24 protein-coding genes are annotated in these 25,543 nt (G+C 45.8%); 13 read left to right on the top strand and 11 right to left on the bottom strand.

Features of this window, described 5'->3' with window-relative positions; all coding sequences use genetic code 11:
• Positions 1 to 130: 130 nt before the first annotated feature.
• The gene (locus NLX73_RS13360) at positions 131 to 1,153 is read left to right on the top strand and encodes a globin-coupled sensor protein (RefSeq protein WP_061831409.1); all 1,023 of its coding nucleotides are present in this window, start codon (positions 131 to 133) and stop codon (positions 1,151 to 1,153) included.
• Between the two features lie 38 nt (positions 1,154 to 1,191).
• Here the strand turns inward: NLX73_RS13360 and NLX73_RS13355 are convergent, their stop codons facing one another.
• The 7 genes from NLX73_RS13355 to NLX73_RS13325 form a co-directional block, all read right to left on the bottom strand.
• Positions 1,192 to 2,070 (bottom strand): arylamine N-acetyltransferase family protein, encoded by an 879-nt coding sequence (locus NLX73_RS13355; protein WP_165176121.1) that lies wholly within the window; start codon positions 2,068 to 2,070, stop codon positions 1,192 to 1,194.
• Positions 2,071 to 2,314: 244 nt separating this feature from the next.
• Positions 2,315 to 3,211 carry an aminoglycoside phosphotransferase family protein gene (locus NLX73_RS13350; RefSeq protein WP_069291537.1) on the bottom strand — a complete coding sequence of 299 codons (897 nt, stop codon included), beginning with the start codon at positions 3,209 to 3,211 and terminating at the stop codon, positions 2,315 to 2,317.
• 18 nt (positions 3,212 to 3,229) lie between these two features.
• Complete coding sequence (locus tag NLX73_RS13345) at positions 3,230 to 4,240, bottom strand: aminoglycoside phosphotransferase family protein (protein ID WP_254326419.1); 1,011 nt, start codon at positions 4,238 to 4,240, stop codon at positions 3,230 to 3,232.
• Between the two features lie 207 nt (positions 4,241 to 4,447).
• Positions 4,448 to 4,999 carry a PepSY domain-containing protein gene (locus NLX73_RS13340; protein WP_254326418.1) on the bottom strand — a complete coding sequence of 184 codons (552 nt, stop codon included), beginning with the start codon at positions 4,997 to 4,999 and terminating at the stop codon, positions 4,448 to 4,450.
• Positions 5,000 to 5,118: 119 nt separating this feature from the next.
• Complete coding sequence (locus tag NLX73_RS13335; protein WP_254326417.1) at positions 5,119 to 5,712, bottom strand: PepSY domain-containing protein; 594 nt, start codon at positions 5,710 to 5,712, stop codon at positions 5,119 to 5,121.
• A 22-nt stretch (positions 5,713 to 5,734) separates the two neighbouring features.
• The gene (locus NLX73_RS13330) at positions 5,735 to 7,096 is read right to left on the bottom strand and encodes a sensor histidine kinase (RefSeq protein ID WP_254326416.1); all 1,362 of its coding nucleotides are present in this window, start codon (positions 7,094 to 7,096) and stop codon (positions 5,735 to 5,737) included.
• Positions 7,093 to 7,794 (bottom strand): response regulator transcription factor, encoded by a 702-nt coding sequence (locus NLX73_RS13325; protein WP_076294949.1) that lies wholly within the window; start codon positions 7,792 to 7,794, stop codon positions 7,093 to 7,095. The genes NLX73_RS13330 and NLX73_RS13325 overlap by 4 nt, the downstream gene beginning before the upstream one ends.
• Positions 7,795 to 8,118: 324 nt before the next feature.
• On the opposite strand from NLX73_RS13325, the gene NLX73_RS13320 reads away from it, so the two are divergent.
• The 7 genes from NLX73_RS13320 to NLX73_RS13290 all read left to right on the top strand — a co-directional run bounded on the left by NLX73_RS13320 (position 8,119) and on the right by NLX73_RS13290 (position 15,836).
• Positions 8,119 to 8,814, top strand: a complete 696-nt coding sequence (locus tag NLX73_RS13320) for an AroM family protein (RefSeq protein ID WP_254326415.1) — start codon at positions 8,119 to 8,121, stop codon at positions 8,812 to 8,814.
• A 26-nt stretch (positions 8,815 to 8,840) separates the two neighbouring features.
• The gene (locus tag NLX73_RS13315) at positions 8,841 to 9,791 is read left to right on the top strand and encodes an aminopeptidase (RefSeq protein WP_254326414.1); all 951 of its coding nucleotides are present in this window, start codon (positions 8,841 to 8,843) and stop codon (positions 9,789 to 9,791) included.
• A 16-nt stretch (positions 9,792 to 9,807) separates the two neighbouring features.
• Positions 9,808 to 10,434, top strand: a complete 627-nt coding sequence (locus NLX73_RS13310; protein WP_254326413.1) for an aspartate/glutamate racemase family protein — start codon at positions 9,808 to 9,810, stop codon at positions 10,432 to 10,434.
• A 258-nt stretch (positions 10,435 to 10,692) separates the two neighbouring features.
• Positions 10,693 to 12,228, top strand: a complete 1,536-nt coding sequence (locus tag NLX73_RS13305) for a PucR family transcriptional regulator (protein WP_254326412.1) — start codon at positions 10,693 to 10,695, stop codon at positions 12,226 to 12,228.
• Between the two features lie 33 nt (positions 12,229 to 12,261).
• Positions 12,262 to 12,948 (top strand): response regulator transcription factor, encoded by a 687-nt coding sequence (locus tag NLX73_RS13300; protein ID WP_254326411.1) that lies wholly within the window; start codon positions 12,262 to 12,264, stop codon positions 12,946 to 12,948.
• Positions 12,945 to 14,528, top strand: a complete 1,584-nt coding sequence (locus NLX73_RS13295) for a sensor histidine kinase (protein WP_254326410.1) — start codon at positions 12,945 to 12,947, stop codon at positions 14,526 to 14,528. The genes NLX73_RS13300 and NLX73_RS13295 overlap by 4 nt, the downstream gene beginning before the upstream one ends.
• A 126-nt stretch (positions 14,529 to 14,654) precedes the next feature.
• On the top strand, positions 14,655 to 15,836 hold the full coding sequence (locus NLX73_RS13290; protein WP_254326409.1) for a TolB-like translocation protein: 1,182 nt from the start codon (positions 14,655 to 14,657) through the stop codon (positions 15,834 to 15,836).
• Here the strand turns inward: NLX73_RS13290 and NLX73_RS13285 are convergent.
• The 3 genes from NLX73_RS13285 to yhbH form a co-directional block, all read right to left on the bottom strand.
• Positions 15,823 to 16,851, bottom strand: a complete 1,029-nt coding sequence (locus NLX73_RS13285; protein ID WP_254326408.1) for an aromatic ring-hydroxylating oxygenase subunit alpha — start codon at positions 16,849 to 16,851, stop codon at positions 15,823 to 15,825. The genes NLX73_RS13290 and NLX73_RS13285 overlap by 14 nt on opposite strands.
• 215 nt (positions 16,852 to 17,066) lie before the next feature.
• Positions 17,067 to 18,509, bottom strand: a complete 1,443-nt coding sequence (locus NLX73_RS13280; protein ID WP_254326407.1) for a SpoVR family protein — start codon at positions 18,507 to 18,509, stop codon at positions 17,067 to 17,069.
• The gene (gene yhbH, locus NLX73_RS13275) at positions 18,506 to 19,672 is read right to left on the bottom strand and encodes a sporulation protein YhbH (protein ID WP_025723949.1); all 1,167 of its coding nucleotides are present in this window, start codon (positions 19,670 to 19,672) and stop codon (positions 18,506 to 18,508) included. The genes NLX73_RS13280 and yhbH overlap by 4 nt, the downstream gene beginning before the upstream one ends.
• 164 nt (positions 19,673 to 19,836) lie before the next feature.
• On the opposite strand from yhbH, the gene NLX73_RS13270 reads away from it, so the two are divergent.
• From NLX73_RS13270 to NLX73_RS13250, 5 genes are all read left to right on the top strand, one after another.
• Positions 19,837 to 20,559: a response regulator transcription factor gene (locus tag NLX73_RS13270; protein WP_254326406.1), complete on the top strand. Its 723-nt coding sequence runs from the start codon at positions 19,837 to 19,839 to the stop codon at positions 20,557 to 20,559.
• The gene (locus tag NLX73_RS13265; protein ID WP_254326405.1) at positions 20,556 to 21,626 is read left to right on the top strand and encodes a sensor histidine kinase; all 1,071 of its coding nucleotides are present in this window, start codon (positions 20,556 to 20,558) and stop codon (positions 21,624 to 21,626) included. The genes NLX73_RS13270 and NLX73_RS13265 overlap by 4 nt, the downstream gene beginning before the upstream one ends.
• A 144-nt stretch (positions 21,627 to 21,770) precedes the next feature.
• A complete protein-coding gene (locus tag NLX73_RS13260; RefSeq protein ID WP_165176096.1) occupies positions 21,771 to 22,694 on the top strand; it encodes an ABC transporter ATP-binding protein in 924 nt (307 codons plus the stop codon).
• The gene (locus NLX73_RS13255; protein ID WP_165176095.1) at positions 22,691 to 23,398 is read left to right on the top strand and encodes an ABC transporter permease; all 708 of its coding nucleotides are present in this window, start codon (positions 22,691 to 22,693) and stop codon (positions 23,396 to 23,398) included. Before NLX73_RS13260 ends, NLX73_RS13255 begins: the two co-directional genes overlap by 4 nt.
• A 14-nt stretch (positions 23,399 to 23,412) precedes the next feature.
• A complete protein-coding gene (locus NLX73_RS13250; protein ID WP_254326404.1) occupies positions 23,413 to 24,147 on the top strand; it encodes an ABC transporter permease in 735 nt (244 codons plus the stop codon).
• On the opposite strand, the gene NLX73_RS13245 is transcribed toward NLX73_RS13250, so the two are convergent.
• On the bottom strand, positions 24,148 to 25,509 hold the full coding sequence (locus tag NLX73_RS13245; RefSeq protein ID WP_254326403.1) for a lanthionine synthetase C family protein: 1,362 nt from the start codon (positions 25,507 to 25,509) through the stop codon (positions 24,148 to 24,150).
• Positions 25,510 to 25,543: the final 34 nt, after the last annotated feature.

The following is a 25,543-nucleotide window of genomic DNA, read 5'->3' as shown; positions in this document are numbered from 1 at the left end:
TATATATAATTTTTCTGAAATTGCTATGAAAAAAATCATAATCAATCTTCTGCTTTTTTAACATTTTCTAAAAAGTTGCCGATAAATATGGTAATGTAAAATCTATGTAAACTATTATTTGGAGGAACTTATGATTCATGTCGCGGAGAGTAGATTAAAACAGATACAATATATTGGTATTACTGATGATGATTTGGCTTTATTGCATCATTATCAGGGACTATTCCAATCTATTGTGAATGAGGTGGTCGATCGGTTTTATGAGCATGTAGAAAAGGTTCCGCATCTCATGTCGATTATTTCCAAATGGTCGAATATTGAACGACTAAAACAAACACAACGTGAATACTGGCTTTCTCTCGCAGATGGAAAAATAGATGATCAGTTTATCGAACACCGTCTTTTTGTGGGGCAGGTACATTCCCGAATCGGATTGTCTTCCGATTATTATTTAGGCACGTACATTGCTTATCTTGATATTGCAGTCGACATTTTAAAACGTTCGGGGATAGAGGATTGGTTTTCTATTGTGCATGCTCTTTCCAAAATGTTCAACCTGGATTCCCAGCTTGTACTGGAAGCTTATCAGGAAAAGGAAAAGGAACAAATCAACGAGCTGGCCGACGAACAAACGCAGGTGTTGACCGTTGTGTCCCGAATTGCGCAAAATTTGACCGGGATGATTGCTGAGCTTAGGGAAAATACGGATAATATCGCGGAGAGTGCCTGCAACACTGCTTCTTCGCAGGAACATACAGAGGAATTGGTACAGCATTTGAGTGACGAGATTAAGCATATTGAGCAGATGAGCGGTACGATCCGGGAACTGTCCGATCAGACTCATCTGCTGGGACTGAATGCGGCGATTGAAGCTGCCCATGCGCAGGAAGCAGGGCGCGGGTTTCAAATTGTGGCACAGGAGGTGCGAAAGCTTGCATCTAATTCGAAGCAAGCACAGGAGCAAATTCAGCGCAAGGTGCTGGATATTGCCCGTATGCTTGACAGTGTGCAATCCGAAACAGCTGTCACAACAGCCAGTGCCCGGCAACAGGCTTCCAGCTCAGAGGAATTGGCTTCGTTCACAAAGCTGATCGAAAACATGGTGAAGGAATTGGAAATGCTGCAGCACTCCTCGGAAATGCTAAAGGTGTAAGATGTGGCTTGAAGGCTATCCTTACGTTGGAGGCTTCACTACTGTAACGATTCAGTCATAGACTTTTTCCATTCTATATGAGCCGCAAGTACTCTTTTCCATAACTCGTCCCGTTCCTGGCGACTGTAGTTAACGAGCGGCTCGCCAAATACATCTGCCAACACTTCCAGCCACTGCGACTTCTTATCCAGTTCTATTTTTTCCAAACTGTGTAGCCCGCGTCTTTTCCAAATACATCCTCTGAGTTCATTCGCCTCTAATGCTTGCCTTTGCCGAATCAGAAACAGGTTAAACCATGGAGATTCCGCTGAGCGGCTATAGAAATGATGTTTCGGCATGAATTCTTCCAAATCCTGAACAACCGCAGGGGCAAAATCAACGCCAACAAATGAAGCAAGTGAGTCATGCTCTAAGCGCCAACCTTTTGTAACAACTCCGGATTCCATAACTTTATAATGAAGAGGGGCTTGTTCATAAGTCCCCATACGGAGTGGAAGAGGCTCATAGGGCATATCGCCTAGCCCGACATCAACAATCCATACTTCATCTTCATGATGCTCATTTAGCAAGTTCACTGTTAGTCCAAGATGAAATGAATTAATGCGTGGTTCAGCTCCCAGAGGTTGTACCCCGGCACGATGCAGAGAGACTTTGTACCCTAGTGAATATAGTAGTGCACTAAAGGCACCATTCAGATGAAAACAATAACCACTTCTCCCATGTAGAATGAGTTGAATGGATTCTCGAAAACCAATGGCTGCCGGCTTCCTTGCGAAAATGTCCAATGTTTGCCATGAAAGATGTTTTACATGAGCCTTATGCAGTTCAACTAAATAGGAAAGGGTAGGAGGCTGAATTTCGGGAATTCCGATTCTGTTTAAATAAGCTTTTATTTCTTCTTTTGTCATGGTGTACATGTACAATCACCTCTATTGTTAGTTTCCCAAATTCTCTTCTCGAAACCATTAAGCATTGAGTCTTAGCATCATTGTAGAAGGGGGAAGTGCTGTTTACAATGCTATACATTTTTGGTTGTACCGGTACAGTCAGCAATTCGATTGCCTTTAGCGGCATGCGCTTTTCCTGTAGTTGGTTGTCAGTACACAAAAAAACAGACCGCTTCATCGGGTCTGTTTTTTTGTTTAGTTCCAAGCTGACAGATTATAAGAGTGATCTAAGTTCACGTCGGTATTTGTTCAAATGCACGAACGACGGAATGACTCGCTTGGCAGAACGGAAGCCGCCTATTCTGATATTGCGGACCACATGATAGGGAGAGATCAATAGTGCGTGAAGCAGATGCAAATCATGGGTGCTCAATGGACGATATCGTTGATAGTAATCTATCGCGCGCAGCATCTTTGTCCCATTCCAAAGACAATTCCGATGAAGAAGATGGGAGAGATCTTTCATCCTTACATGTAGGGAGCAATTTTCAAAGTCGATCATATGGATTTTGAGCTGTTTGTCTTTAATCAGATTGGGATAATTATAGTCGCCGTGTATAAATGCGGCGGCTTTTTGCTCCTGAGCAATGGCTTCTCTAACTTTGGGCTGCTGTAGGCGATGGGACACTTCCTCACAAAGAGCTACGAGATGTGCTGTGCCTCTGTATGGGATGAGGCGTTTTTTGTATCCAGCTATTTCATCGCTCAAGTCTTCATAACGGATTCTGGATGGCGGAGCTTCAGTGACAGGAAAGCCCACGGCACTGGAATGGAATTTGGCTAAAGTAGCAATTCCCTTTTTGAAGTCTATTCTTTTTGTGAATTCTGGTCTGAGTCCATGAACCCAATTGGTTAATGTATACGAAACACCTTCATAGGTCATGTAAGCCGTTTGTTGTACTGTTGGATAGACCTTTTGGCTGCGTGTAAACCCGCGCTCATCCAAGTAGGACAAGACACGTGTAATAAAACGGATCTCTTCTTCCGGGAATTTGTAGGGTTTTAAGCAATAAGTCGTATTAGCGGTCTCAATCTTGTGAATGTCCTTCATTTGACGGCTACGCTGAATTTTGATTCCGTACATCTGCTCAACGTTCGATAAAATCGACATTTTGCTCCTCACTTTCTTTTATACATGAGCCCAATCCTGCAAAATATGGATGATTTGTAATCGAAGAGGCCACGACTGATCCCAATTGTCCAGGATTTCGCGATCTCTTGAACGATTCGGGTGTCGGGAAGCATGCCAGGCTTCTCGTGGTAGTTTATATAAAGCTGTAACAATCTTCCGTTCAGTACGGCTTAGCGGTTTGCGTTTTTGGTATCCCTTCAGCAAGGATTGCACAAATTCAGGGTTGAATTGAGTCGTATTCATAAGGGCCTTTGCCAAATCAGCATAGGCTGAGCCGATCTTAACCCGATCCCAATCAATGATTTTGAGATGACCGTCATCCGAAATAATGACATTCGGGGTAGTGATATCACTGTGTATCAAGGAGGGATGCCGATGTTCCATCCGAAGCATCCTTATAATGGATGCATCCTGCAAATCCTTCCATGCTCGCCTGGATAAACGTTTGCAGTCTTCGCCGTGAGCATTGTACCAGTTGCGGTACGTTTTATCATAGCGACTGGTTTTTGTCATTTTTTTTTGAAAAAGACGATCCTGGTTTTTCCATATCCGCAATTGTTGAATGGTCGGAGGGGACTTTCCTTTATCCATCTGATGCAAGCCGGTGGAGGTGGCGTGAAGTGTGGCAAGTGCCCGCCCCAGTTTTTCGAAATCTTCAGCGGTCTCCAGTCCCCGTCCTTTGATCCACTGACTTACATAAAATGGCGTTCCCTCATATAGAGTCCATAACTTGCCGGAATGAGTGGGGAGCCATGCGGGCATGTAGGTATACTTTCTCTTTTTCAAAAGCCTGATATGGCTTACAGCTCGTTCCATCTGTTGAATCGTATTTGAACGGACCATCTTTGTACGACTAAAGGGTTTTAATGCATAAGTTCCCTTTTTCGTTTTCACCTGGATCACTGCATTTTTTCGGTATAATGATGAGACTAAGCTTGATTTTAATGGGATCAGGCCGAAACGACGGGTGATTTTGCGAATCTGTGCTTTAGTATAGGATTTCGCCATAAGAACCTCACTTGACTTTGGATTGAAGAAAAAAGGTAATCCTCTGTTAGTTATCAGTCTATTCATGAAGAAATAATAGGTGCAGTTTTATGGAGCCATCTTCGTTCTTTTCCTGTGTCACATTGGTCAAAAAAACGGAGCAGCGAAAGTTCGCTGCTCCGTTTTAATTAGCTCTGTATTTAGTTACCCTAATTATGACCTGGTTAATTAATATTCGTTGTCATCATCATCATCGTCTGTATCCACGATTGCGCCAGATGATGCATGGATATCAAGCTCAACGGTTCCTTCGTTGGTGAGTACCTTTACCTCGTAGATGAATTGTCCATCTTCCTTATCCAATTTAGAAGACAAAAGGGTACTCCCGGGCACGTGCTTAAGCGCAATTTGTCCAGCCTGTTTTTCAGTCAGGGTGATGTCATTTGGCTTGTTAAGGGAGGACTCGTCATTCGAGTCATGATCAAGCTCAGAATGGGAACGGATGGTTTTCCCAGTATAAGCATCAACATCTATATCCCAATCTTTATCCCCTTGCTGGAGATCCACCTCATAGTATACTTTTCCGTTCTTGCGCTCTAGTTCGACATCTTCAACTTGTGCATTATTCCCCACAGCCTTCTTGGCAATGTTGGCAGCGGCGGTCGCTCCAATAAGGCCCGTAGGTTTAGCGGCCCATACGGCATTCGCTGAGACACCCGTAACTGTAACTCCAAGCAGAACCGTGGCTGCCATAATTCCTAATGTATAGTTTTTATTCATTACATCATTCCTCCTTGTGCTATAAGCATGAATACAGCTTATCTCTTGAACATGAGAGGAACATAATAGAATCATGAGAAAACCATGAGAAAACATGAGCTGAGATGATCATCAAGTCGTCATGATTCGTCGTGCTCCTGTTTTGCTTTTTCCCACGTTATAGAGTCGATAGAGCCCGATACTGCATTGACCTGTACCACTGCTTCACGCCCATTTTTCACCTCAACCTCAACCAGATAATAGAGGCCTTTGTCGTTGCGGTGAAGCTCAATATCATCGGATGTTCCGTTAACTGCTTTGGCAGCAAGCTTGGCTGCTTCTTTCTCTGTAATAACGAGAGAAACCGGGTCAGGTTTATTAGCTGGATTCGATGTGTCTCTGGTTGGTGAGTTACCGGGATTGTGGTCTTGGGGCTCCTGCTTCACATCTGTATAAGCTTGTGTCCGCTTAATGGAGTCGATGACACCGTCATAGGCATTGGCTTTTATATCATACTTCCCTTTGGCGCGTTCCAGCCTGATCAGATAAAAATCACCCAAGCGTTGGGATTCGAGCACCTCGCCGGGATACTGATGCAAAACGGATTGGATGACGGCCTTTTCTTCCAATGGAGAAGCTACTAACGACCGTGCCCAAGGCCACTGTAAAAGACAAATTGTAATCAATACAGCCGCCAGCGTACCCCCAATCATCCACACATAGATGGATTTCATCGTTATTCCCTCCTTTGGATTATTATTTTGGAACGGTAGGGAGGATGATCGTTGCCGTTGTTCCGCTCCCCTCTACACTTTCTAGCCCAATTTGAGCATGTATAGCTTGTGCAATTCCTGTAGCCAATGATAAGCCTAGTCCAGTCCCACCTTCCTCGCGGCTTCTGGCTTCATCCACACGATAGAAGCGGTCGAATACTTTAGATAACTTTTCTTCCGGGATTCCAATTCCTTGATCTGTGATTCTTATGCAGGGTTGAGCTGTATCGCCTATCGTATCAATCATCAGGTGTATCGGCTCGTCACTGTATTTGCGTGCATTATCCAAAAAGATAAACAGGAGCTGCTTCAGCTTATTTTCATCGGTATAGCCAATGCAGTCTGCCTGTACATCCAGTTGAATTTGTCGGGCGAACGCATTTTCAAATGTAGTCTTTAATTCTGTCGCTATTCTGGTCAGGCGTACAGGCTCCAGCACGACATTCCACTGTTCTTCGTTTCTGGCCAACAAAAGAAGCTGCTCTGCCATGTCCTTCATTCGGATCGCCTCGGAATGGATCGCTTCAACGGATTCGGCAAAAATCTTGGGATGCTGCAACCCCCGCCGTTTGAGCAGGCTGGCATAACTTTCAATAATGGTGAGCGGCGTCTTCAATTCATGGGACGCATTAGATACAAATTGTTCTTGCCTGACGAAATTTCGCTCCAGCAGTTCAATCATGTCATTAAATGTTTCACCCATTTCGACCAGTTCGTCGCGTGATGATGAATGGAGTGGAAGACGTTTAAATTTCCCGCTGCGCTGAATTTCTTTCATCGTGCTAATCATAGATGTAATTGGACGTGTAATCAGTCTGCCGAGCAGTCTTCCCGATACTACGACAGGAATGAGCGCAATTCCAGTGACAGCAACAAGTACGATTCTGAGTACCTGTAGCGTCTGCATCGTCGGTTGCAGACTTTCGGTCACCTGGAGATTGACAACCTCGCCATTGGTCCAAATCATAGGGAGCGATACAAGAATGTAACGGTTACTTTCATAGGTAATGATGCGAACCTGCCGTGTTTCATCAAAAACGCCCTTCATCAAGCTAAGAGATTGCTCGGAAGAAGAGGTGATAGGGGGAAGAAAGTCGCCTTCTGGTTTCATTAGCCGAAGCATGCCATCCAGCGGTACATAGGCTCGGAGAAGATCCTCAGCGGCTACGGATATCGGAGCACGTTGAATCCCACGAATCATGTTTTCTGCTGCGGCCTCTACCTGGTCTTTTCGACTGTCTATCGAAAGTTGGCTGAATAGGAAATAGACTGAGAAGTTAATGGCCACAAGTAAAATCCCGAATAATAACGAGGTATACGTATGGATTTTGTTTTGTAGCTTCATAAGGATTCCTTCAGAACATAACCAATTCCGCGTACAGTATGGATCAGCTCAGGGAGCTGGCGCGTAGGGTCGATTTTATTGCGCACGTAGCGAATATACACATCGACCACATTGGTATCGCCCATATAATCTATGCCCCATACATTCTCCAGTAATTGTTCACGGCTAAGTACCTGCCGCTGGTGTCTGAGTAAATGAACGAGCAAGTCAAACTCTCGCGGTGTAAGCTCAATGTTGTGCTCTCCCCGAAGAACTTCACGAGTACCTTCATGGAGACGTAAATCCCCGGCACTAAGCCATTTATCTACCACTTGTGGAGCCATGTCTTTCGTTGCACCCACTCTGAGTGCGGCCCGTACACGTGCAAGCAGCTCTTCGATCACAAACGGTTTGGTAACATAATCATTGGCTCCCAAATCGAGTCCCTCGACCTTATCTGCAATGGAACTTTTAGCCGTCAGCAAAATGACAGGAACGTTCGCATCATGCTTACGAATCCTCCGAAGTAGCTCGATGCCATTGAGACCGGGAATCATAATATCCAACAACACTAGGTCCCAATTGCCTTTGCAATACGTCTCCAGCCCATCAATTCCGTTTTTTTCTTTACATACTTGATAGCCTTCAAATTGAAGTTCAATCTCTAGAAGCCGGGCAATCTTTTCTTCGTCTTCTACGATCAAAATAGATTGTTTCATGATCATGCCCTCCTGTAGGCGAATAGCCGATACGGAAGTATTTTAGCATATACGGACAGGTAAGACACTTCAAAGCGCAGGGCAGTGAGGGAAGAGATATTTATACTGCGTTATATTTCTTGACATTAAAAAGGGTTAAAATGTAATGATAGCGCTATGATTTTGTTTTTTTATCCTTTGTGCACAATAAATAAGCCTTTGTTTTGGTCAGAACGAACATTGTTTATGTTAGGAAAGTTGCAGTAACATAAGTTAAAACTATTCCCAGAACCGAAATAAGGGCAGACCGCGGGCTTGCCCTTTGTCGCCAGGAGCGTAAAATAAATGAAGCGAAAGCAGGGGTTCAAAATGCATAAGCTTGGGATGATTACGATTGGGCAAGCCCCTCGGTCAGATGTGGCCCCTATCGTAGAAAGGGCGTTGGAAGGACGGGCAGAGCTGGTACAGGCCGGTGCGCTGGATGGGCTCTCATTGGACTATATACAACAGCATCTATCACCGTCACCGGGAGAATATGTATTAACCTCGCGCTTGACGACCGGGGAGTCGGTGGTCATTTCACGCGAAAAAATCCAGCCGCTGCTCCAGGAAAAAATCACACATTTGGAGGAGCAAGGCATACGTACGATTTTGCTACTCTGTACCGGTGTGTTTCCTGGATTGCATACCCGAAGCGCTTTTCTAATTGAGCCAGATCATGTGCTTCCCCCTGTACTAAAGGCTATGTCCAGCGGAAGAAGACTGGGCCTCATTGGACCGCTCGAAGAACAGAAGAACAACGTCAAGCTCAAATTCAGTCCTTATGGATTGAATCCAGAGTTTGCGGCGGCCTCGCCTTACAGTGGCAGTGAGGAAGAATTTTGCCGAGCAGCCGGACAGTTCAAGAATCAAGCCGATCTGATCGTGCTGGATTGCATGGGCTATACGGAAACGCATCGAGAGCTAGCGGCGCATTACTCAGGGATTCCCGTTGTATTGTCCAATGCCTTGATTGGCAAACTGGTATCGGAAATGGTGTAAGGAGCTAAAAATTGGAGGTAAGAACTATGAGTCAACAACGTATTGAAATCAGTAAAAATGTATTGCAAAAATGTTTGGGACTTACCGCTGGGGAGACGCTTCTGGTCGTAACCGACGATGATAAAAAAGAATTGGGCGAGTCCATATATGAGGCTGGCAAGGCACTGGGGGCAGAAGCAGCTATTTTGACGATGAAGGTTCGTTCCAAATCGGGCGAGGAGCCTCCAGTCCCTGTTGCCGAAGCCATGCTTCGCTCCAACGTTGTTGTATGTGTCACCCGGTATTCGCTGACACATACAAGTGCCCGTAAGCAGGCCGCAGCTGCTGGAGCACGCCTGGCGACCATGCCTGGCATGACAGACGATATGTTCATGAATGGAGCAATCGCTGCTGATTATCTGAAGGTCAAGGCGCTGACCGAAGAGGTAACCGCATTGCTGACTGCTGCCAAGCAGGTACGGATTGAAAAGGATGGATATAGCTTGAACTTTACCATAGAAGGGCGCAACGGCGTTCCCAGCACAGGTATGTATTTGAATCCTGGCGAATCGGGCAACCTGCCTTCCGGTGAAGCGTATATTGCTCCGCTAGAAGGAACGGCACAGGGTCAGATTGTGGTGGACGGTTCTATAGCGGGAATCGGTGCCTTACAAGAGCCGCTGCTGCTGACGGTGCAAAATGGCAGATTGATCGCCGCAGAAGGGGAAGCCGGACAGTCCCTGCTGGATATGCTCGGTGAAGGCGATGGTAGAATGCTGGCCGAATTTGGTATTGGAACGAATGATAAAGCCCGCATTACAGGTGTTGTATTAGAGGACGAGAAAGTATATGGCACGATTCATGTCGCTTTTGGCAGCAATAATACCTTCGGGGGAACTGTCGCTGCGGGTGTACATATTGACGGAGTCGTACAAAAACCGGATGTATATCTGGATGATCGTCTGATGATGAAGGCTGGTCAGTTGCTAGAGAGATAAAAGGGAGGAAGTTATCATGCTTGGAATGATCAGAGTGCTTACCATGCAGGACAAAGCAGCTATCGACCTTCACGGCCGGGTCATTGAGCAGCGCTACGGGCTGCCTGTCACCAGTGTATGTATCCCTGATCAGCCGAAAGGAATCTACGATGATATCACAGACCGGGAAGCGGTGCCTAAAATTGTGTTTGCGGCGCAACAACTCGTTGAACAAGGCTGTACGTCTATCGGTATTAGCTGCGCGGCTGATCCGGCGCTGGAGGAAACTCGTCAAACTGTATCTGTACCTGTATACGGGGCGGGGTCTTGTGCGGCACTCTTGGCTCTGACATCGGCCAGCCGTGTAGGCGTGTTGACCATTTTGGAGGAGGCTCCGCCGCTGATTCGCCACATTTTGGGCAATTCCTATATCGGTACAGAGCGTCCCATAGGTGTGCAGACGACACTGGACTTGAACACTCCACAAGGTAGAGAGGCGGCTATGGCAGCGGCGTTGCGGCTTCAGGAGAAGGGAGCTGAGGTCATCGTACTTGCCTGCACAGGTTTTGTAACGATGAACTTTGCGCCAGAGCTGGAGCGTACACTGGGTATTCGGGCTATTGATCCGATTGTGGCGTTGGGTGCAGCCGTGTCGGTACGCTAGCAGTTGCTTCGTGTGGAGAACAAGCAGGATAGTTCTTAAACCTCATTATAAATAGTTGAATATTAAAATAAACCGCCTTTTCCAGAAAAGGGCGGTTTATTTAGGTTCCATTGAGCTCCTAAAGATAGGAATGGGCTGGTGTGGATAGACTTGACCAAGCGGTAAAAGGTTTTGTTTTGTACACTTTTTTGGTACACTATCCTGAAAATTAGATGAAGTAAGGATTTTGCAAAATAAATAGCAGGGTGGTCTGTCTTTATGAAAATACCGGGTGTAACAGTTCAAGAGCTCATGGCAATACCCGTGTTGAAGGAGGCGAAGGTATTAAGCGGAGAACAGGGGCTAAGCCGGGTTGTCCGGTTTATTGACATTATGGAAGTCCCTGACCTGAAAGGCTGGGTCCGGGAAGGTGTATTGTTGATGACAACGGCTTATTCGATCCGTCATGAGCCTGAGGTATTGTGTCAAATTATTCAATTACTGCATCAGGGCGGAGCGGCGGCGCTTGTGATCAAGCCTACCCGCTTTCTCACGGGAATTCCCCACAGTGCGCTGGAAGAAAGCAATGCCTGCGGCCTTCCTGTGATTGAGATTCCATCCGATATTCCCTATACGGATATTACGCAGCGTGTCATGGATATGGTGTTGAACCGACAGGCAGAGCTGCTGCGACGTTCGGAAGAAATCTATCGAACGTTAACGACGATGGTGCTGGAGAACAGTGGCATACAGGCTGTAAGCGATAATATAGCAGAGCTTTTTAAAGCTCCGGTTGCTTTGATTGATAATGGAGGTCAAGCCATTGTCACTTCACCACAAGAATGGGATTGGACGATAGTACAAGGTGCTCGTCATTTTCCCATTAGCGTAGATAAACGTACAGTTGCCAAGTTGGTCATTGCCCGCAATGAGCTGGATGATATGGAGCAGGTTGGTATTGAGCAGGCACGGCTGGTGATGGCGTTGGAATTAATGCGTGAAAAGGCGGTAGAAGATACGGAAAGCCGACTACGGGGGAACTTTATAGATGAGCTAATGACACCTCCGTTGCCGTTGCGGCATGAGGTTGAGCGGAGAGGTCGTCAATTGGGATTTAACCCGGAATATGACTGGGAGGTGGCTGTACTGGAAAGTGCTGCGGCTCCGCCAGAAGAGATTCTTTCTGGGTTATTGAGTATGGAATCAACCCGACGGCGTGTGGTGTCTCATATTGAGTTTCGTTCAAATCGTGCGATATTATTTCTGCCGACTCTTCAGCCGAATGATCACCAGACCGGATCTGACTCTGATCAGGAATTGTCCTGGAGTGATACGCTGAAAAACTGGTCAACTGAAAAAGCCTGGGGTACCGCCGATTATTATGTAGGCATCGGAAGTGCCAAAAAGTTGTGGGAGCTGCTGCAAAGCTACAATGAGGCACGTCGTGCCATTACTGTAGCTCAGCGACTGTATCCTGATCAACGTGTATGCAAATACAGCGATATAGAGATGCACTATATGCTTGGAGAAGCGATGGACAAAGAGGAATTTTCAAATGTATTTGAACGCAAGCTGGGGAGACTTCAGCAATATGATCGCTCACATGGCAGTGACTTACTCAAAACGTTATTTTATTATTTGGAAAACAGGGGCAGTCTGGTAGATACAGCCAATTATCTTTTTATACATCGTAACTCAGTAAAATACAGATTAGAACGGATACGCGACATGACAGATTTTGATCTTAACGATCCACGTGAGCAGTTTATATGTCATACATGTCTGATTCATTATTATTTGCGGGAACATAGGTAGCTGGAGCGGTTTTTTATGCAGGGAGGGCAGGACATGGATAAAAAAATACTGATAGCGGACGATGAGGCGAGCATTCGGAATGCGCTGGCTTATGCATTAAAGCGAGAGGGTTTTTTGGTGGAAACCGCCGTTGACGGGGAGGACGCCTTGGAAAAAGTGCGTTTGTTCCATCCAGATGTGCTCATACTGGATGTGATGATGCCCAAACTGGGTGGATATGAGGTGTGCCGCCGTTTGGAAAGTCGGAAGGGCATCGGTATTTTACTGCTGACGGCCAAAAACGATATCGTTGATAAGGTACTCGGGCTGGAGCTGGGTGCGGACGATTTTATGAGCAAACCGTTTGACCTGAGGGAGCTGCTCGCTCGTATTAAAGCATTGGTACGGAGGCTGGAGCGAGAAGGAGCGCCTGCCCCGGAAGGAACAGAAGTGGTCCTCGGCCCATTACGGGTACGTCCGTCCAGCCGAACAGCTGAACTTGGAGCCATAGCGCTGGAGCTGACCCCCAAGGAGTTTGATGTGCTGGCGCTGTTGGTGTCTCATGCCGGGAGGGTATATACACGGGACGAGCTGCTGGAGCAGGTATGGAGCTTCGATTATGTGGGCGGAACGCGTACGGTGGATATTCATATCCAGCGCTTGCGCAAGAAGCTTGAGCCACACCAGGCGATATTGCAGACCGTGTATGGTATCGGCTATAAGGCAGAGAAAATAACGTGAACGAACATCATTCACTCCATCAGCAAGGAAGCTTGCGGTCCACCGACCAACAGAAGCGCAAACGCAAACCTACAGGCTTGAGCCTGCGTTGGAAATTTCCGCTGGTACTGGCGGCTTTGCTGCTGTTTACTGTGGGTGTGCTGAGCTGGCTCGTGCTTACTGGTATTCGCGCTAACCAGACAGATCAAATGGAACGCAGCTTAAAGCGTCAGGCCGAAATTGTAGAAATGCGTGTAAAACAGTCTTACCTGTTGGGAGTGCGCCAATCACCGGAAGACTTTATGAAGAAGCAGGCACCTGGGCTCGCAGTGGAACTAGGCGTATCCAGTAATATGCGTGTTATTTTATATGATAGTCAGGGGCATGAGGTTGGCAATTCTCTACCGCTGGCTTTTAGAACAGATGTCAGCCAGGCGCTCTCCTATGCGATCCAAGGCAAAATTGCGTATATTACGGAAGGAAGTGCAATCACTTATTTGGCTCCGCTTCAAGGTCCAGACGGCTTACTGGGAGTGGTACAGCTTCACAGCTCAACAGAAGCACAGCAGCAGTTCTACCGGGCCATTGCCCACTTGTTTCTATGGACGGGGGGTGCGGTGATGGTATTGAGCTTTATTTTGGGTTTAGGCTATGTTAGCCGCCAGACGAGGGACATCGGACGACTGACTCGGGCTTCCGAACAGATATCGGCAGGGCATTATCCAGAAGTCAGACTGCTGCGGCGGCAGGATGAACTGGGAAGACTGGATGAAGGAATGCTCCAAATGAGTCATGTGATCCGGAAGAGCATTACCGCGCTGGAAAACGAAAAGCTCCGGCTGGAAGAAGCGGTTCAGCGCTTGAGAGAGCTAGAGCAGCAGCAAAAATCTTTTATTGGAAATATCAGCCATGAACTAAAGACTCCATTAACCTCTATTCAAGCTTATGCTGATTTACTGGATATGTATGGGGATGATCCTGAACTGCTGCGTGAAGCGAGAGAAAGCATCAGTAAGGAAACAAAACGGTTGTACGAGCTTGTCGAGGACTCGCTGCGGCTATCTGTGCTGGATAAATATGATTTTGAATTGCATACGGAGGCTGTGGAACTGCATACGTTACTGGAAGATGCAGGGAGCCGTATTCGAGGAAAAGCGGCAGCGCGTAGACTGAATTTTTCGATAGATACCGTTCCTGCCCAGGTGTGGGGAGACCCTAAGCATCTGATGCATATTGTATTGAATTTGCTAGATAATGCAGTGAAGTACAATCGGGACGGTGGATGGATTACGTTATCGAATCGGGTAGAACAGGACACCGTGATTGTGTGTATACGCAATTCCGGTCCATGGATTCCCAGGGAGCAATGGAACATGATTTTTGAGCCGTTCGCTACCTTAAGTCGTGATCGATCTCGTCAGGACAGCGGTACGGGACTCGGTCTTCCTCTGGCGCGCAGACTGGCGGAGCGCATGGGGGGAGAGTTGCAGCTTACAGCTTCAGATCATGGTGGGTTGGAAAATGGCAACGGCCATACGAATGTAAGTGTGAATGAATTTTCGCTTAGACTCCCCCTCTTGGTTCACGATGGCTCCCTGTAAACGGCCGATTGTTAGCACAGGGCTAGATAGAATGATGTCTTGTTTACAATTTGGAAACAATTCGATGTATTCATGAGATGTTCGGCTATTAAACTAGGGGTATCGTTAACAAGGAGGCCGTTGTACATGATAAAGAAAAACATAGACAGCTATAGGCAAAAGATCGGCTCCTCCCATCGCGAAGGTTCCCGTACCAGAGTTTTCAGTCAGAAAGCCACGGGGGTGCTCATGACTGGCTTAATCGCTGGGGGGTTGCTCAGCGGTTGCGGCATGAAGAACGCAGGAGAGACAAATCCAGCATCCGGTATGAAGCCGGGTCAGCAGCTTACTGTGATTGACACGGATGCAGCCCGGCAGCAGGTAACGGACGAGCTGGTGGTATCGTCTATCGACAGGCTGGGGGATGTCTACGCGAGGTCTTGGCTGAGCGACGAAGAGCTGATTGTCGAGCGTAAAACCCAGCTGTGGATTCATAATGTAGAGACAAACAAGGAGCGGATTTTAACACCAGGTCGTAAGGCTCCACAGTTACTTGCTGTGGTATCACCAGATCAGCGCCATGTCTTTTTTACTGAAGGTAGCACCAGCAGCAAATATGATATTCAGGGCTACATTTTGGAACTAAGCAGTGGTAAGGTTACACCGATTGGCAAGCTGGATATGACTAACGAAGTGAGCTGGAGCGATGAGAATGATCTCATTACAGGCACACCGGATGGTAAAATCCAGCTGATTGGTCTGGACGGCAAGGCTGAAGAATTGAGTTTTCAAGATCCGAATCGCTCTGAATTGATGTTTCATGTCGAAAAAGTGGGTAACGCCATATTTTATACAGGCAGTGATAAACAAGGGTATCCGGTGCTGAATCGGTTCACCCTCAATCATCCTCAGGCTGTGACCATTGCAGAGGGTGCCATGTCCTTTGCCGTGTCGCCTGACGGTAAGTCTATTGCCATTGAAAAGCGGAAATGGAATACATCCGAACCAGCCCGTATGATCATTTTGGATGAACAGGGCAAAGAGAAAGGAATCGTCGGTCAAGGTACTTTAATGAGTCGTGGAAGCTGGTCCAGTGACGGGTCCAAGCTTGCTTTTTCCATTTATGATGAGGATCAGCAAGGCATGAGAGGGCTGTATGTGTTTGACCAGTCCACGGGTAAAACCACTCCGGTTACGACCGATATCCAATCCTATGACAGCCCAACGGTATGGAGCCCATCCGCCCGGTTTTTATCCATGTACCAGAACATTTCGGAAGGTGGAAAACAGCTCAATCAAAGCTACATCGTCGAATTTAGGAGGAAGTAGTTTCTAGATTCAGTCGTACACGAGGCTCATCGTTGACAAGGAAATCATACCAGCGGTTGCGAAACCGAACCTGAGGTCCATCAGCAGGGACGTGTGCCTCCATTCGCAGCGCTTCTGGGATTGGACGCGGATGCTGACTTTCCACCACGGCCCGATCCTCTTCCAGTACCTTGCCACTGTATCTGGAGAAAATATGGCTCATGCCCGGTACAAATCTGGCAAAATTACGACCAGCCAGTCCGTAGATGGCCGTTAACTCTTGCTCAATCGGAGTGAAGGTGACGAAATTAATAAACTTGCTGCGTCCTTCCTTGGCGGGAGTCAAAATCCATTGTGGAAAGGCATATTGCAATAGACCTTTCCCATTTTTCACTCGAATATGATTGTCATCCGCTTCAAACTCGATATGAATGTCGGTGGAGGATTTTTTACCGATCGTTTTGTTATGGACAATTGGCAAATGAGCGACATCCAACACGCTTTCCACAACTCTCGTCAGATGTGCCTTCCACACGGAATCGTAAGGAGATAAAATAAGAGAGGGGTCCTCCAGCTCGGAAAAAATCTCCAGAGGAAGTGGGGATGTAGATGTGCCCAACCCTGAGTTTATCTCAGACTTTGAGCCAACGGCCTGAGGATATACCCACAGCAGACCGGCTTTTTCAATCGCGGGATAGGCATAGGTATGAGCAAATTCAGGAATAGCCCGTCCTGGATGTGCCGGAATATCCACACACTGCCCACTCTCATCGAAAGACCATGCATGATAAGGGCATGTGATGTGCCCGTTTTGACAATAGCCGAGCGACAAATCAGCTCCACGGTGCGGGCAATAAGCATGGATGGCATGTACCTGACGATGATCGTCACGGTACAGGACAATATCTTTGCCAAGCAGTCGCTTTTTAAGCGGTTTATTGTTTAGTTCCTTGGACCAGCCAACGGCGTACCAGGCGATTGGGAATACCTGCTGGTCACTTTCACGTACTTCACGAAAGCTGGGATGGGTGTTCATCTATATCAATGCTCCTCGTACTGCTTCTCATGTATGACCCGTGGGTCATTTATTATATTAGTATAATACACCCCTGATCCAAAACGAAACAGGCGTCCTGAAATTGGCAAGAAATGAAGGTCGCTTAAGGTTGTATGAAATACTAAAAAAAAGGCGCATATCCGTTTTTTCGGAATGCACCTTTTTAAATTAGGATGGCTATTGATTTTATATATCTATACAAACTTGCGATGATGTTTTTTACCGTCATATGAGAATAAGGCGAGCTTACCCTCAATCATGGTTTCCAAATGAACGGTGCGCCCCCACAGCTGATATACATACGGAAGTGTGCGCTCCATATATTTTAAATCCAGCTCAATGCCTTCGTACTGGTGCTTGAGCTTCAACTCGCCCGTATGCAGGTAATCTCCATCCTCGACGACGATATAAGGGGAGCCTCCATTCACACGTGAAAACACGAGCTGATCCCGTATGTTTTCCCAAGATTTATCAGTAATTTTCCAATCGGGTCCCCGTTTCTCAAACACGTACAGATCCAAATCCTCTGTCAGTTTCTTGGTCATGTAATTGCGTATAAAAGAGGTGTCTGAGTCGAACTCTCGTACCTCAAACATTTTAGCTCGACCCTCGCCCGGTCTGCGTCCTTGTCGCTCTTGCTCCTCACGGGTTGGGTTATCCCATCGTTTTTCAATATCCTCAAATATTTTCAGACCCAAATAGTACGGGTTTAGGCTTTGCTTGGAAGGCTGTACGACAGAAGCGTTCAACATTGCAAATTCAACGGTTTCCTCCCCGGTCAAATCCAGTTCCCTTACAATCCGCTGGTGCCAATAGGAGGCCCAGCCTTCATTCATGATTTTGGTCTCCATTTGGGGCCAGAAATACAGCATTTCGTCCCGTAGCATCGTCATAATATCCCGCTGCCAGTCCTCCAGCACCTCCGAGAATTCCTGAATAAACCAGACGATATCTTTTTCAGGTTCCGGTGGGAACTTGCGTACCTTGATGCCCTCGGTCTCGGCGGGATCATGCTGCTTCACTGTGTCCAGTGACCACAGATCATCGTAAGGCCCAGGGGGACGGTGGCGTTTTCCGGGTTCTTTCTGCTCCCGAATTTTGAGCTCCATGTAGCGCTGCTTATCCAGATGCCTTGGTTTGATGATCTGTGGATCCACATGCTCTTGTATCGCCAATACAGAGTCAATGAAGGATTCCACAGCCTTTGAACCGTATTCCATTTCATAGCTGTTGATTCGATCTGCTGTGGCCGACATACTCTCCACCATATTGCGATTAGAAGCTGAAAAGCGAGCGTTGTGTTTAAAAAAATCACAGTGTGCCAGTACATGGGCGACAATTAGTTTATTCTGCACCAAAGAATTTCCTTCCAGCAGGAAGGCATAGCAGGGATTGGAGTTAATGACCAGCTCATAGATTTTGCTCAATCCAAAATCGTACTGCATTTTCATCTTGTGAAACGTTTTTCCAAAACTCCAGTGGCTGAAGCGCGTGGGCATACCATAGGCTCCGAACGTATATACAATATCCGCCGGACAAATCTCATACCGCATCGGGTAGTAGTCGAGCCCGAATCCATCTGCAATCTCCATAATTTCTGATATCGCATATTCTAGCTCCTTCTGGTCGGTGCTCATCCCACCGTTCCCCCTTCCCGTTTGCGAAAAAAGGTACGTAAGGCTTGGTATACCTCACCTTTTTCCTTGATGACATAGTACATAAACTGATCCTTTTTAATATTCTTGTAGGCTGACATCAGCGTGCTGCTGCGATTATATTGATTCACTTCTCCATAGCCGAACATATTGCTTCGCTTTATAAGTTCCTCGATTAGCTTCACACACCGCTCATTGTCCGAGGTCAGGTTATCGCCATCCGAGAAATGGAAGGGATATATATTGTAGCTGGAAGGAGGATATCGTTTGTCGATAATCTCTAGTGCTTTCAAATAAGCCGAAGAGCAGATCGTGCCGCCACTTTCTCCGCGGGTAAAAAATTCTTCCTCCGTAACCTCTTTAGCCTCGGTATGATGCGCGAGAAAGACAATTTCCACCTTTTCATACTGACGGCGCAAAAAGCGGGTCATCCAGAAAAAGAAGCTGCGAGCGCAATATTTTTCAAAAGAGCCCATCGAGCCTGATGTGTCCATCATGGCTATAATCACCGCGTTGGATTGGGGAATAGTCTTCTCTTCCCATGTTTTGTAGCGAAGATCGTCCGGACTAATATGATGAATGCCCGGTTTCCCCTCACGGGCATTGCGGCGCAGATTTTCGAGAATGGTTCGTTTCTTGTCAATGTTCGCTTGCATGCCTTTTTTACGTATATCATTGAACACGATAGATTCAACCTCAATTTGATCCTTATCTTTTTGCTGTAAATTCGGTAATTCCATTTCCTCGAACAGCATATCTTCCAGTTCTTCTATGCTGACTTCCGTTTCCATAATATCGTGTCCCGGCTGGTCGCCGGCTTTCTCACCTTTACCAGGCTTCTGGGAGGCAGGATCACGTCCGATGACATCCCCCACCTGACTATCTCCATCCCCTTGGCCTACATGCTTTTGCTTTTGATAGTTATAAATGAAGCGATATTCATCCAGACTGCGAATCGGCACTTTAATAATCTGTTGACCGTCCGACATAATAATATTTTCTTCCGTTATCAGATCGGGTAGATTTTGCTTAATGACATCTTTGACCTTCTGCTGATGACGTTGCTGGTCCTGGTACCCTTTGCGATGCAGCGACCAATCTTCGCGGGATACGACGAATGAATATGGCTGGCGTGGTTCCGGCATTATTAGGCACCCCCCAAGTGGATACACGGCACAGTTTGGCCTTGTTGGTTATTAAGTATATTCACGGGGATGAACGATATGTGATGGAACTCGATTTAAATTCTGCCCGTTTGCTTTTATAATGAAAGTAAAAAATGTAAAAAAAGAATGGAGAACCTTGGGTTATGGAAGAAATTGCAGTACTTATAGTAGACGATGAGCAGGGACTGCGGGATATGCTGACAACGGTGTTAAAAAAAGAAGGGTTCCTTCAAGTCAAGCATGCTGCAACAGGTCGGGAAGCGCTGCAAGTCGTGATGGAATCGGATGTGGATGTGATTGTACTTGATGTTATGCTGCCTGATAACGATGGGTTTGAGGTATGTCGCCAAATGCGCCTATATACGGATGCCCCTATTCTTTTTTTGACGGCAAGGGATACAGACCTAGACAAATTAATGGGGTTTGGTATCGGAGGGGATGACTATATTACCAAACCGTTTAACCCACTGGAAGTCGTTGCCCGTATGAAGGCTCGAATGAAATATCGGAAAGTTTCGACAGTGGCCATGAAACCGACCTTACGAACTTTAGATTTTGGATATTTCCGACTGGAACTGGAATCCGGTGTGTTGTTTGTGGAGGACAAGCAGGTCGAGTGTCCGGCACGTGAATGGCTACTGCTGGTATTTTTGTGCAAGCATCCTAATCGTATTTTCAGTGTACGGCAGCTTTACGAGGCGATATGGAGCGAGGCCTACTTGGGTGATGAGAAGACTGTAGTGATTCATATCTCCCGTTTGCGGAAAAAAATTGAACCTGATCCCAAGCACCCCCAATTTTTAATCAATGTAAGAGGACTTGGTTATAAAATGATGATGTCAGTCAAGATGGAGGAGCAAGAATGAACTCTCTGGTTAAGATGTCCTTTCGTTTTATGAAAGTAACGTTATGCTTTGTACTGGCCTATGTCCTATGTTTTGTTATTTGCACGATCTTATATATTTTTATAAAAAGTATATTTGGAGCATCTCAAAATATAAATATTGATCTATTCTGGACAGGACTTGGTATCGTGCAGAGTGTTGTGTTCATAGCTGCCTACGGATGGTATATAGGCAAACCTTTGGTGTATGTAATTAAATGGATTGGAAATATTGCGACGGGGGAATTCCAAGCGCCGCTAAGTGAACTGGAACTGCCGGAGGGCAAAAAGAATCAGAAAAATAGTTATAAGCCTCCGTATCAATTGTATAAAGAAGTTTTTGAACAAATGAGCATCTTATCGGCACAATTGCGCAGCAATGAGGAAGAGAGAGTGGAAATAGAGAAACGAAAGCAGCAGTGGGTAGCAGGTGTAAGCCATGATCTCAAAACACCATTATCTTATATTGAGGGATATGCGGCCATGCTAACTGCTCAAGAGTATGACTGGTCTGATGAAGAAAGAAGAAGCTTTAGTATGAGTATCAGTGAGAAAGTGACTGAAATGAAGCAGTTGATTCAGGATTTGAATGCTTCTATGCAGCTTAAGGAAAGTCCATTGCCAATCCAATTGGAGAAGGAGGACATTGTGGAGTTTCTCCGTAGTGCGGTCATAGATATTGCTAACCATCCTTCGGCCGAGCAATACGAATTTTCTTTTACGTCCATGGAGGCTGCTTGTATTATGTCCTTCGATAGCAAGTTATTAGGCAGAGCGCTGCAGAATTTTTTGATTAACGCAATCATTCATAATCCTCCAGGTACACACGTTTCCATGGAAGTAAACAAAGCGAACGATAAGCTTCTTATTTCTATCGAAGATGACGGAATAGGAATGAATTCTAATGAGTTCATGCAGGTATCTCACTCCCAAGGGCATGGAATACCTATTGCCAAAAGCTTTATTGAAGCGCATAACGGAACACTTCATATCCTTCCAGGCAGTAAAGCGGGTACAAGGATGGAGATTTCACTGCCGCTAAACATCTAACTTTTTAACATCTAATCTCACATTTTGCAGTCTGCTCGATTTTTTTGCCTGTTGTTTAGGGACTGTTTACCTGATGTTTACTTTACTTCAGTAAACTGTATGTAACTTAAGCTTCAGCATTAGAAGTCGAGAGGAGATCAGGAAATGTCTGAATATGTAATACATACACAGCAGCTAACTAGGCGTTTTGGAAAACGGGAATTTGTAAAACGAATAAATCTCCAGGTACCCGGACAGCAGATTTATGGATTTTTAGGACCTAATGGGGCGGGTAAAACAACCACGATTCGTATGCTGCTTGGGCTGATTAAGTCCACATCCGGAGAAATTGAGATTTTCGGGAAAAAGCTAAAGGATCAGCGTATGGAAATATTGAAGGATGTTGGCTCCTTGGTTGAATCACCTGCCTATTATGCCCATTTATCTGCATATCGAAATTTGGAAATCGTCACAACCATGCGTGGACTTCCGACCCGAAGAATTCATGAAGTGCTGGATTTAGTGAGATTAAGCAAGGATGCGTATCGTCCGGTAAAGGGATATTCCTTGGGGATGCGACAAAGACTGGGGATTGCTATGGCGCTTATTGCGAACCCCAAATTATTGATACTTGATGAACCGACGAATGGTTTGGACCCGTCTGGTATTCAGGAAATTCGGGAGTTAATTATGAGCCTTCCTGGCGCTTACGGAATGACGGTACTGGTTTCGAGCCATTTATTAAGCGAAATTGAGCAGATTGCAACCTATGTAGGAATTATTAATCAGGGTGAAATGATTTTCCAGGGAACGATGAAGGAACTCACCGCCAAAAGCAAGCCTCAATTATTCATTGAAACCCCAGATCCTGTTCTGGCTGCCGGTGCACTGATTCAGTATGGATGGACGGCCGGAGCTGAATCGATTGAACAAAATGAGGTCGTGACTCCTATTGTAGATCGGCAACAATCTTCGGAGATGATCAAGGTGCTTGTCGAACACAATCATCCCATTTATCGGGTCACAGAGAAGAAAAAAACCTTGGAGGAGATATTCCTGGAACTGACAGGTAAGGAGCGAAGCTTATGATACTCCGGGTTATAAAGGCAGAGGGTTTTAAGCTGAAGAAAATATGCTGGTGGATTCCTCTTATACAGGGGTGTGTACTTACAGGCATGACTGCCGTGGAATGGTATCTTTACTTTCGGCAAGGACCAGGAGGTGTCTATGCTGGTTTTGCCGTTATGTTTATGTTCCTTTCGTTTGTGATGCTGCTTGGCGGTACACTTTTGGCGAGCATTATGGCCGGTACAGAGCATGATACTCAAACATGGAAGCAGCTTATGGCCATGCCTGTTCCCAGAAGCTATATCTATTTATCCAAAATCGTATGGATCGTGATTCTGCAGTTGGGTACTGCCTTGATCACTGTAGCAGGTATGAGCCTCATCTGGGTGTTATATACAAGCGAACCCATTCCTTGGCGGATCATGCTGTTACAGCCGATTAATGCAAGCTTGGCTACCCTACCAGTACTTGCAATTCAACTTTGGCTGTCTACGCTTTTCACTAATCAGGCATTCCCATTAGCGTTTGGTATATTCGGTTCTATTGCAAGCTTGTTTTTGGCACGCACAAGTATTCTGTGGATTAAAATATTGCCTTGGTCGTACCCTGCACTATCAAGTCCTCTGATGAAGGAACACATGATTTGGGTAATCGTTGCTTTAAGTGCGGGAGTCATCTTTACGGGACTTGGTACATTACAGTTTACCAAGCATGAATTCAAATAGAGAGGAGAAGATACATGGGCTCTATTTTACGCGTAGAGACGATAAAGCTTCAATGGATCATGGTATGGATTCTCATTATATTAGATGCGGTCATAAATTCTTTAATGGGAGTCCTGGAGCTGAACGATTTGAAGCAGTTTTTTTCGCCCAGCTGGTTAACTTTATATACGTATTCAGCGCAATTTCACTCTATGTTTTTTTATCCGCTCTATTGTGGAATTATCGCTTCTCTTTTGTGTGCGTATGAGCATCGGGATGGGGGATGGAAGATTTTATTAAGCAGCCCGTATCCTCGTCAGCAAATTTATTATGCAAAATATATATTGCTCATTCTCATACTGGGTCTTGATCAGCTTATATTTATAGTAGGCTATTTTGTAAGTGGAAATATAGCAGGTGCTCCAGGAGAAATCCCTTGGTCTGTCGTTCTTTCTACCGGCTTGGGAGGGTGGCTCGGGATTTTTCCCCTGGCAGCATTACAGCTTATCCTCTCGATAAAAATTCGGAATTTTGGAGCTTCTTTGGGAATGTCTATTTGTTGTGTGGTTCCTAATATTGTCATAACAGGCTTTCATTCTTCCATAGGTGCGTGGTTTCCTTTTACGATCCCTTATTATATTATGATGCCGCAAACAGCGAGTTATGCACCCAGAGTTGAGCCTTACAGTCTCGGATTGATTGTCATTTTTACGTTTTTAGCCTATCTGTATGGTGGGAGAAAGATGTTTGTGAATAGGGACTGGTTGTAGTTAGGATAGCATGAGGATGTAATCCCAACCGATCTCTTTGTTCTCAGAAACACTTAATAAAGCAGCTGCAATCCCAGCAACGCCTTCAAGCATGCCTGCTTTTGTCAGCCAAGTCAAAGAGCCATCTGACCTTGGCTCGGGGTCCAGATATCCAAGTGGGCTATCCATTTGAAAGCGATCAAGCAGACAATTCGTTAACTGTTGAATAAGCGGGAGAAATGCAGGCTCTTTACTGTGACGCCACATTCGCCAAGAGATGGTAAGTAATCCGGCAAGACCGTGACAGAGTGCAGAAGAGTCCATTTCCCGCTTAGCTATCTCATAGGAGATTGCACCGACACAAGCTTTCACAGCTAATTTTTGCAGTTCCACATTATGGAGAGCCTTTCCGGCAAGAAATAGGGAACAGGTGATGCCGGGTGTACCGTAGCACCATGCTTCTCTTGCTCGTTCCAAATCAAACCGTAGAGAGCCTGTTTCAGCTTCAAATGGAACAATATGAGGCCAGTAGCTACCATATTCATCCTCATATTTATACTTAAGCAACCACTCCGTAATGGTTTCAATCGCTTGATATTGGCCTTTTACTTCAATTCCAGAACTATAAGCTACAGATAATAAAGCCAACGGTCCAGGAATGCCATGTGCCATTCCACAATTGAAATTGCCCAGAGGATAGTTACGTTTATCCCGATCTAAAAATTGAAACTTTTGTGGGGAGTACCACCCTGGGACATAATGATTGTGAATATGTATGGGATGTGTAAGATCAGTAAGAAATTGAAGAATTGGCTCAACAAGAGGAGTACAAATAGGATCGGTTGAGTTCATCAAAATATATCTTCCAATCCCGGAAGCTCCCGAAATGGTGTCAAAGGATTGCATGGGCATACCTTCGTGAAGGCTTAATTGTTCTGTGTTCGACTGAAGCCATTGCTCTGTTAGAGGCATCATCCATTGATGTATTTGCTGTAAAAAATTGCTGTAGTATTCTCCATAATTAGAAGCCTCTCTTACGGACGCAGCGATGCCTGCCCAGCCACTGTAAAGAGAGAGGTCGTCAAGACCATTTATAGCAAGTGAGGATTGGATCTGAGCCATATTTAAATGTATGGCTCTATTCCAATCATACGAAAGGTCTGTAGCACGCCATTTCGATAGTAAATGAATGTTACCAGGATAACCATGCGAAAGTGAGGTTTCTCCCCATGGGTGGTACTTTGTTTCTGGCGAAACATTGTGTTCCGAATGGACTGCTGCATAGACGGATTCGGGCTCGCACAGACGTAAAGCAATTTTTTTACTAATATCTCTTGCACGAACTTGGTCGGATTGTTGTATAACAAAACTATCAATTTTCATATGAAAGCCTCCATTATATTTTCCCTCATTATAT

It is taken from the genome of Paenibacillus sp. CH40 (assembly GCF_024213605.1).
Taxonomy (GTDB): Bacteria; Bacillota; Bacilli; order Paenibacillales; family Paenibacillaceae; genus Paenibacillus; species Paenibacillus polymyxa_B.
This window is presented reverse-complemented; position numbering and strand designations above follow the sequence as displayed.

Coding starts and splice junctions, on each gene's coding strand:
- NLX73_RS13285 (WP_254326408.1), bottom strand. CDS start 16,851: ATGAACACCCATCCCAGCTTTCGTGAAGTACGTGAAAGTGACCAGCAG.
- NLX73_RS13305 (WP_254326412.1), top strand. CDS start 10,693: ATGAAAATACCGGGTGTAACAGTTCAAGAGCTCATGGCAATACCCGTG.
- NLX73_RS13280 (WP_254326407.1), bottom strand. CDS start 18,509: ATGAGCACCGACCAGAAGGAGCTAGAATATGCGATATCAGAAATTATG.
- NLX73_RS13270 (WP_254326406.1), top strand. CDS start 19,837: ATGGAAGAAATTGCAGTACTTATAGTAGACGATGAGCAGGGACTGCGG.
- NLX73_RS13340 (WP_254326418.1), bottom strand. CDS start 4,999: ATGAATAAAAACTATACATTAGGAATTATGGCAGCCACGGTTCTGCTT.
- NLX73_RS13350 (WP_069291537.1), bottom strand. CDS start 3,211: ATGTCGATTTTATCGAACGTTGAGCAGATGTACGGAATCAAAATTCAG.
- NLX73_RS13345 (WP_254326419.1), bottom strand. CDS start 4,240: ATGGCGAAATCCTATACTAAAGCACAGATTCGCAAAATCACCCGTCGT.
- NLX73_RS13250 (WP_254326404.1), top strand. CDS start 23,413: ATGGGCTCTATTTTACGCGTAGAGACGATAAAGCTTCAATGGATCATG.
- NLX73_RS13330 (WP_254326416.1), bottom strand. CDS start 7,096: ATGAAGCTACAAAACAAAATCCATACGTATACCTCGTTATTATTCGGG.
- NLX73_RS13300 (WP_254326411.1), top strand. CDS start 12,262: ATGGATAAAAAAATACTGATAGCGGACGATGAGGCGAGCATTCGGAAT.
- yhbH (WP_025723949.1), bottom strand. CDS start 19,672: ATGCCGGAACCACGCCAGCCATATTCATTCGTCGTATCCCGCGAAGAT.
- NLX73_RS13320 (WP_254326415.1), top strand. CDS start 8,119: ATGAAGCGAAAGCAGGGGTTCAAAATGCATAAGCTTGGGATGATTACG.
- NLX73_RS13355 (WP_165176121.1), bottom strand. CDS start 2,070: ATGTACACCATGACAAAAGAAGAAATAAAAGCTTATTTAAACAGAATC.
- NLX73_RS13245 (WP_254326403.1), bottom strand. CDS start 25,509: ATGAAAATTGATAGTTTTGTTATACAACAATCCGACCAAGTTCGTGCA.
- NLX73_RS13265 (WP_254326405.1), top strand. CDS start 20,556: ATGAACTCTCTGGTTAAGATGTCCTTTCGTTTTATGAAAGTAACGTTA.
- NLX73_RS13335 (WP_254326417.1), bottom strand. CDS start 5,712: ATGAAATCCATCTATGTGTGGATGATTGGGGGTACGCTGGCGGCTGTA.
- NLX73_RS13260 (WP_165176096.1), top strand. CDS start 21,771: ATGTCTGAATATGTAATACATACACAGCAGCTAACTAGGCGTTTTGGA.
- NLX73_RS13290 (WP_254326409.1), top strand. CDS start 14,655: ATGATAAAGAAAAACATAGACAGCTATAGGCAAAAGATCGGCTCCTCC.
- NLX73_RS13255 (WP_165176095.1), top strand. CDS start 22,691: ATGATACTCCGGGTTATAAAGGCAGAGGGTTTTAAGCTGAAGAAAATA.
- NLX73_RS13360 (WP_061831409.1), top strand. CDS start 131: ATGATTCATGTCGCGGAGAGTAGATTAAAACAGATACAATATATTGGT.
- NLX73_RS13315 (WP_254326414.1), top strand. CDS start 8,841: ATGAGTCAACAACGTATTGAAATCAGTAAAAATGTATTGCAAAAATGT.
- NLX73_RS13310 (WP_254326413.1), top strand. CDS start 9,808: ATGCTTGGAATGATCAGAGTGCTTACCATGCAGGACAAAGCAGCTATC.
- NLX73_RS13325 (WP_076294949.1), bottom strand. CDS start 7,794: ATGAAACAATCTATTTTGATCGTAGAAGACGAAGAAAAGATTGCCCGG.